This is a genomic window from Roseateles sp., from assembly GCF_046300915.1.
Lineage (GTDB): Bacteria > Pseudomonadota > Gammaproteobacteria > Burkholderiales > Burkholderiaceae_C > Kinneretia.
In genome coordinates, this window is sequence record NZ_JBKCLH010000208.1 from 1 (window position 1) to 6172 (window position 6172).

The 6172-nt window shown below is 72.3% G+C and carries 6 protein-coding genes; 2 read left to right on the plus strand and 4 right to left on the minus strand.

Features of this window, described 5'->3' with window-relative positions:
- Nucleotides 1-1148, plus strand: a 1148-nt coding sequence (locus ACK5F2_RS15785; RefSeq protein ID WP_409866273.1) for a phosphopantetheine-binding protein, incomplete at its 5' end; no start/stop codon positions are given.
- Nucleotides 1149-1151: 3 nt separating this feature from the next.
- A complete protein-coding gene (locus ACK5F2_RS15790; RefSeq protein WP_409866275.1) occupies nt 1152-1757 on the plus strand; it encodes a TVP38/TMEM64 family protein in 606 nt (201 codons plus the stop codon).
- Here the strand turns inward: ACK5F2_RS15790 and ACK5F2_RS15795 are convergent.
- From ACK5F2_RS15795 to ACK5F2_RS15810, 4 genes are all read right to left on the minus strand, one after another.
- Nucleotides 1748-3247 (minus strand): amidase, encoded by a 1500-nt coding sequence (locus ACK5F2_RS15795; protein ID WP_409866278.1) that lies wholly within the window; start codon nt 3245-3247, stop codon nt 1748-1750. The two genes, ACK5F2_RS15790 and ACK5F2_RS15795, sit on opposite strands and share 10 nt — an antisense overlap.
- Before the next feature lie 5 nt (nt 3248-3252).
- A complete protein-coding gene (locus ACK5F2_RS15800; RefSeq protein ID WP_409866280.1) occupies nt 3253-4749 on the minus strand; it encodes an ABC transporter substrate-binding protein in 1497 nt (498 codons plus the stop codon).
- A complete protein-coding gene (locus ACK5F2_RS15805) occupies nt 4746-5759 on the minus strand; it encodes an ABC transporter ATP-binding protein (RefSeq protein WP_409866282.1) in 1014 nt (337 codons plus the stop codon). The genes ACK5F2_RS15800 and ACK5F2_RS15805 overlap by 4 nt, the downstream gene beginning before the upstream one ends.
- The coding region (locus ACK5F2_RS15810; RefSeq protein WP_409866285.1) for an oligopeptide/dipeptide ABC transporter ATP-binding protein at nt 5752-6172 on the minus strand (421 nt) is incomplete at its 5' end. The genes ACK5F2_RS15805 and ACK5F2_RS15810, both read right to left, overlap by 8 nt.

Sequence of the window (6172 nt, forward strand, 5' to 3'; positions counted from 1 at the left end):
AGCCAGCCGCGGTCCCCGCTCAGATACATGCGCTGGCCGCCCTGCGCGGCCGCCTGCCCGGCTATATGGTGCCCGCGGGCCTGAGCCTGATGAGCGAGCTGCCGCTGAGCGCCACCGGCAAGATCGATCTGCAGGCCATGCCCGCGCCCCAGGCGCCGGAGCGCAGGGCCGGTGCCGAGGCGCCCGGCAGCGCGCTGCAAGCCCGGCTGCTGGCCCTGTGGCGGGAGCATCTGCAGCGCCAGGACATCGGTCTGGATGACGACTTCTTCGAACATGGTGGCGACTCGCTGAGCGCCCTGAGCCTGCTGGGTGCGCTGGAAGAGGCGCTGCAGCGCAGCCTGCCCCTGCAATGGCTGGTGGAGCACCCCAGCCCCCGGCGTCTGGCCGCCGCCCTGGAAGCGCCTGCGCCCGACACCGGTCTGCTGCTGCCCCTGAGCGAGGGGGGCACGCTGCTGTTCATCGCGGCCTCGGGCCATGGCGATCTGCTGCGCCTGCGCCGCCTGGCCGAGGCCCTGCAGGGCCGCTATGCCCTGCGCATGCTGCAGCCGCCGCTGGCGCCGGCGCCTGCCAGCATGGAGGCCCTGGCCGCGCTCTATGCCAGCGAAATTGCGCGCGAGACCGCCGGCCGGCCCTATCTACTGGCCGGCTTCTCGGTGGGCGGGGTGGCGGCCCGGGCCAGCTGCGCGCAGCTGGCGGCCCAGGGCCACGGCCCGCAGCGCCTGCTGCTGCTGGACACGCTCTACCCGGACGCCGCCCTGGGCGGCGGCAGTTCCTGGCGCCTGGCCAGCTGGCTGGTGCGCCATCTGCATCTGCAGGACCTGAGCCTGAACGGCCGCCGCCTGGGCGCCATGTTCAGCGATCCGGGCCTGGTGGCCCAGGTGGCGGCCCTGCGCCGGCATCGCAGCGCCGCCTGCGCCTGCTCGGTGCTGCTGGTGCGCAGCAGCGGCCTGCTGCGCTGGAAGCGCATGCTGTTCCAGCCCTGGGAGCGCCTGCTGGGCCAGCGCCTGAGCCTGGCCGAGGTGCCCGGCCTGCACGGCAGCATGTTCGACAGCGAGCATGTGCAGGCCCTGGCCGAGCTGCTCACCAAACTGCCATCAGTGGCGGCGAACATGGCGGACTCGACACCCGACACACCGCCCCAGCACTAGCCCATGAGCCCCAGGCCACCCCCCCGGATTTCAGCCGCCCTGCGCTGGCGCCTGCTGCTGCTGGGCCTGGCCCTGCTGGCCCTGATCGCCCTGAGCCTGGCCTGGCGCAGCGAGGCCCTGGCGCCCTGGCTCTCGCCGCTCAAGCTGCTCACGGCCCTGCAAGAGGGCGCCCAGGCCCTGGGGCCGCTCTTGATGCTGGGCCTGATGGTGCTGGCCCTGGTGCTGGCCATGCCCCTGAGCCTGCTGTGTCTGCTGGTGCTGGCCGCCCTGGGCCCCTGGCCCGGTCTGGCCCTGTGCTTTGGCGCGGCGGCGCTCTCGGCCTGCGTGAGCCATGGCCTGGGCCATGCCCTGGGTCATGAGCTGCTGCTGCGCCTGGCCGGGCCCAAGGTGCAGCTGCTCAGCGAGAGCCTGGGCCGCCGCGGCCTGCGCTCGGTGGTGATCCTGCGCCTGCTGCCCATCGCCCCCTTTGCGGTGGTGAATATGGTGGCTGGGGCCACCCATATCCGGCTCTGGCAGATGGTGCTGGGCACCCTGATCGGCATGGCGCCCAGCACCGTGTTCATGGCGGTATTCATCCAGCCCCTGCTGGACGCCCTGCTTCAGCGATAGCCGGCGCGCCCGCGGTTGGCCAGGGGGTTGGAGCGGCGGATCAGCGCGGGGCCGCTGTCTTCCTCCTCGGGCTCCTCTTGGGGCGGCTGGGGCCAGGGCCGCTGGGGGCCGCGCAGCAGCTCGTAGGCGCGCGCCAGGCGCAGCACGCCCAGATCATCGAAGCGCCGGCCCGCGATCTGCAGGCCTATGGGCAGGCCGGCCGCGTCGTAGCCGCAATTGATGCTGGCGGCGGGCTGCTCGCTCATATTGAAGGGCAGGGTGAAAGCGATGTGCTCGAAGGGCCGCAGCGGGTCGTTGATCGGGCTGGCCCAGTCCGCTGGAAAGGCGCCCACTGGCGAGGTGGGCGAGAGCACATAGTCGTAAGGCTGGCAGGCCGCCACCGCGGCCTCGCGCAGCGCCGCCATCTGGCTGTAGCCCTCAAAGAGCTCGGGCGCGCTGAGCTGGGCGCCGCTGGCCACCCAGGCGCGGATATAGGGCAGGACCCGGGCCTGGCGCTCGGCCGGCAGGGCCGAGATGTCCAGCCAGGAACGCATGCGCCAGAAGCGGTCCAGGCCGTCGATCATGGCGCGGGTGGAAAAGCCGGGCATCCGCTCCACACTCGCGCCCGCACGCTCGAAGGCCTGGGCGGCCGCCTCCACGGCGGCGCGGATCTCGGGCGTGACGGGCAGGCCCCAGCCGGCGTCCAGCATCAGGCCCAGGCGCAAGCCACGCAAGTCCTGGCCCTCGCCCGCCTGCAGCCAGGCAATGTCCTGGGCCGGCAGGCTGGTGGTGTCGCGCCAGTCGGGCTGGGCCAGGGCCGCCATCATCACCGTGGCGTCTTCCACCGTGCGCGTCATGGGCCCGGCCACCCGGCCGGCATAGGGTGGCTTGATGGGAATGCGGCCCAGGCTGGGCTTGAGCGTGAAGAGCCCGCACCAGGCCGCGGGCAGGCGCACCGAGCCGCCGATGTCCGTGCCCAGGTGCAGCGGGCCATAGCCGGTCGCGGCCGCGGCGGCCGCCCCGGCGCTGGAGCCGCCGGGGTTCTTGCTCAGGTCCCAGGGGTTGCGGCTCAGGGCATGGAAGCTCGAGAGGCCCGAGCTCAGCATGCCGTAGTCCGGCATGGTGGTCTTGGCCAGCAGCACGGCGCCCAGCTCGCGCAGACGGGCGGCGGGCGGCGCGTCCTCGGCGGCGGGCCGCAGCTCGGTCGCCGCCGTGCCCAGGGGCACGGGCGTGCCGCGGGTGGCGATGTTTTCCTTGAGCGTGGCGGGCACGCCGTCCAGGCTCAGGCCTCGCGCGTTCGTGAGCGGCTCACCGCGCAGCCAGCGCGCCTCGGACGCGCGGGCCTGGTCCAGCACGGCCTCGGGCTCAAACGCATAGAGCGCGCAGAGCCGGGGCTCCCAGCGCGCCACATGGTCCAGCAGGCTTTGCGCCACCTCCAGCGGCGAAAAGTCGCGACGGCGGTAGCCCTCGACCAGGGCCAGGGCGCCAAGCTCGTGCAGGGCCAGGCTCATGGGCCTCACTCCCAGCTCAGGCCGGAGAGGTCGTTGACGAAGACGGGCATGTCCGTCCACAGGCCCTTGAGCGAGCGCTTGGCCACGGTCAGCCACAGGGGCTGGTAGAGAAAGACATTGGCCGCATCCTGGGCGATCAGGCGCTGGGCATCGCCCAGCAGCTTGAGGCGGTCCGCCTCGCGCGGCGTGTTGTTGATGCGCTCCAGCAGCTTGGCGAACTCGGGGTTCTCATAGCCCCAGTAGTAGCCGGGCTTGGCGTAGTTGCCCAGGTCGAAGGGCTCGACGTGGGCAATGATGGACAGGTCGTAGTTGCGGTTGGTGTACACGCCCGAGAGCCACTGCGCCCACTCCACGTTCTCGATCTTGGCCGTGATGCCCACCTTGGCCAGCTGGGCCGCCACCACCTCGCCGCCCTGGCGCGCATAGGGCGTGGGCGGCAGCTTGAGGCTCAGCTCCAGCGGCGTGCTGACCCCGGCCTCCTTGAGCAGGGCGCGGGCCTTGGCGGGGTCGAAGGCATTGACCGCGGTCAGGTCCACATAGCCGGGCGCGCTGGGCGGGTAGTGGCTGCCGATCGGCACGCCAAAGCCGTCCGCCGCCGCCTCGATCACGGCCTTGCGGTCGATGGCCATGGCAATGGCGCGACGCACCCGCACATCGTCCAGGGGCTTTTTCTTGTTGTTGATGGCCACGATGGTCTTGGCCCGCGAGCCCGCCTGGATGACCTGGAAACGCGGGTTGTTGCGGAACTGGCCCAGGCTGCGCGCCGCGGCCACGCGCGGGAAGGCGTCCACATCGCCCGAGAGCAGGGACGCCACCTGGGCCGCCGGATCGCTGATGAAGCGGAAGGTGGCACGGCGGATCTTGATGGCCGCCGCGGCGCGGTAGCCGGCCCACGCGCCCAGCGTGATGCTGGCGCCCTTGTTCCAGGCCTCCAGCTTGTAGGGGCCGGTGCCCACGGGCTGGCTGGCGTTCTTCTCGGCGCTCTTGGGCTCCACGATGATGGCCGTGGCCTGGCCGATCAGGAACAGAAAATCCGGCTCGATGGTCTTGAGGCCGATCACCACGGTGTGCGCATCGGGGGCGCTGATGAAGCCCATGCTGGCGAACAGGCGCTTGTCCTTGTTGCTGCTCTTCTCGCCGGCCGCGCGCTCGAAGCTGAACTTCACCGCGGTCGCATCAAAGGGCTCGCCGTTCTGGAACTTGATGCCCTTGCGCAGGCGGAAGGTCCAGGTCTTGAGATCGGGCGAGACCTCCCAGCTCTCGGCCAGCAGGGGCTTGACCTTGCCGTCGGGGCCAATCTTGGTGAGGGTCTCGAAGATGTTGTAGAGCACGATCTCGGCAATCGCCGAGGCCGCGCCGGCCGTGGGGTCCAGGCCCGGCGGCTCCAGGGTCATGCCCAGCACCAGGCTGCCGTCGCGGCGGGCCTGGGCCCAGGCCGGCAGGCTGCCCAGGGCACTCAGGCCCATCAGGCCGGCGGCGGCGGAGCGGCGGGTGATCTTCATGGCAGGCTCTCCTCGGTCTGGGTGTGCAGGCGCAGTATCGCCTCGGCATGATGGCAGGCCACGCGCTGCGCGCCATCCAGATTGCGCAGCAGGGGCCGCTCCGCCAGACAGCGCGGCGTGGCATGGGGACAGCGCTGGGCGTAGTCGCAGGCGCCCGCGGGGCGCTCCACGGACACGACCGCAGCACGGCGGCGTGGCGAGCCCGGCCGCAGCCTTGGCACGGCCTGCAGCAGAGCCTGGGTGTAGGGGTGGGCGGCCAGGCGGAACAGGGTCAGGGGGCTGCCCTGCTCCACCACGCGGCCGCGGTAGAGCACCAGGATCTCGTCGCAGACATGGTTGACCACGGCCAGATCGTGGCTGATCAGCAGATAGGCCAGGCCGAAGCGCTCGCGCAGCTCGGCCAGCAGGTTCAGCACCTGGGCCTGCACCGAGACATCCAGGGCGCTGACCGGCTCGTCCGCCACGATCAGGGCCGGGCGTGTGACCAGGGCGCGGGCGATGGCGATGCGCTGGCGCTGGCCGCCCGAGAACTCATGCGGGTACTTCTGCAGATCCGCCTCGCGCAGGCCCACGGCCTGCACCGTTTCGAGCACGCGCGCCGCCTGCTCGGCCGGGCTCAGGCGGGTGAGCGCGGCCAAGGGCTCGGCCACGATGCGGCCCACGCGGCGGCGCGGGTCCAGCGAGCCATAAGGGTCCTGGAAGACCATCTGCATGCGCGCGCGGGCCCGGCGCAGGGCCTCGGGCGGCAGGGCCAGCAGGTCCTGGCCGTCCAGCAAGACCTGACCACCGCCGCGCTGCGCCGGCTCGTCCAGGGCCAGCACCGCGCGCGCCAGGGTGCTCTTGCCCGAGCCCGATTCGCCCACGATGCCCAGGGCCCGGCCGGCCTCCAGGCGCAGGTCCACGCCCTGCAGGGCCGGCACCCGCGGCGCGGGCGCGAACAGGCGCTCGCGCGGCAAGGTGTAGTGGCGCTGCAGGCCGCGCAGCTCCAGCAGCGGCGCGCGATCAGCCATGGGCCGCACCCTCCTGAGCTCGCACATGAATGCAGCGCAGCTGGTGATCGGGCGCCAGGGCCATGGTCGCGGGCCGCGCCGCCTCGCAGGCCGGCGTGGCCAGCTCGCAGCGCGGCGCGAAGGGGCAGCCCGGCGGCATCTCGTGCAGGCCCGGCACCGTGCCGGGAATGGCGCGCAAGGCCTGGCCCCGGGAAGCGCCCAGGCGCGGCCGCGCCGCCAGCAGGCCGCGGGTATAGGGGTGGGCCATGCGCTCGAACAGGGCGGCGCTGGGGCCCTGCTCCAGCACCAGGCCGCCGTACATGACCAGCATGCGCTGCACGTTCTCGGCGATCACGCCCAGATCGTGCGAAATCAGCAGCAGGGCCATGCCGCCCTCCTCCACCAGCTCGGCCAGCAGGTCCAGGATCTGGGCC

Bases quoted from the DNA above. Each gene is read 5' to 3' on its own strand.
- ACK5F2_RS15790 (WP_409866275.1), top strand. From the start codon at position 1,152: ATGAGCCCCAGGCCACCCCCCCGGATTTCAGCCGCCCTGCGCTGGCGC.
- ACK5F2_RS15795 (WP_409866278.1), bottom strand. From the start codon at position 3,247: ATGAGCCTGGCCCTGCACGAGCTTGGCGCCCTGGCCCTGGTCGAGGGC.
- ACK5F2_RS15800 (WP_409866280.1), bottom strand. From the start codon at position 4,749: ATGAAGATCACCCGCCGCTCCGCCGCCGCCGGCCTGATGGGCCTGAGT.
- ACK5F2_RS15805 (WP_409866282.1), bottom strand. From the start codon at position 5,759: ATGGCTGATCGCGCGCCGCTGCTGGAGCTGCGCGGCCTGCAGCGCCAC.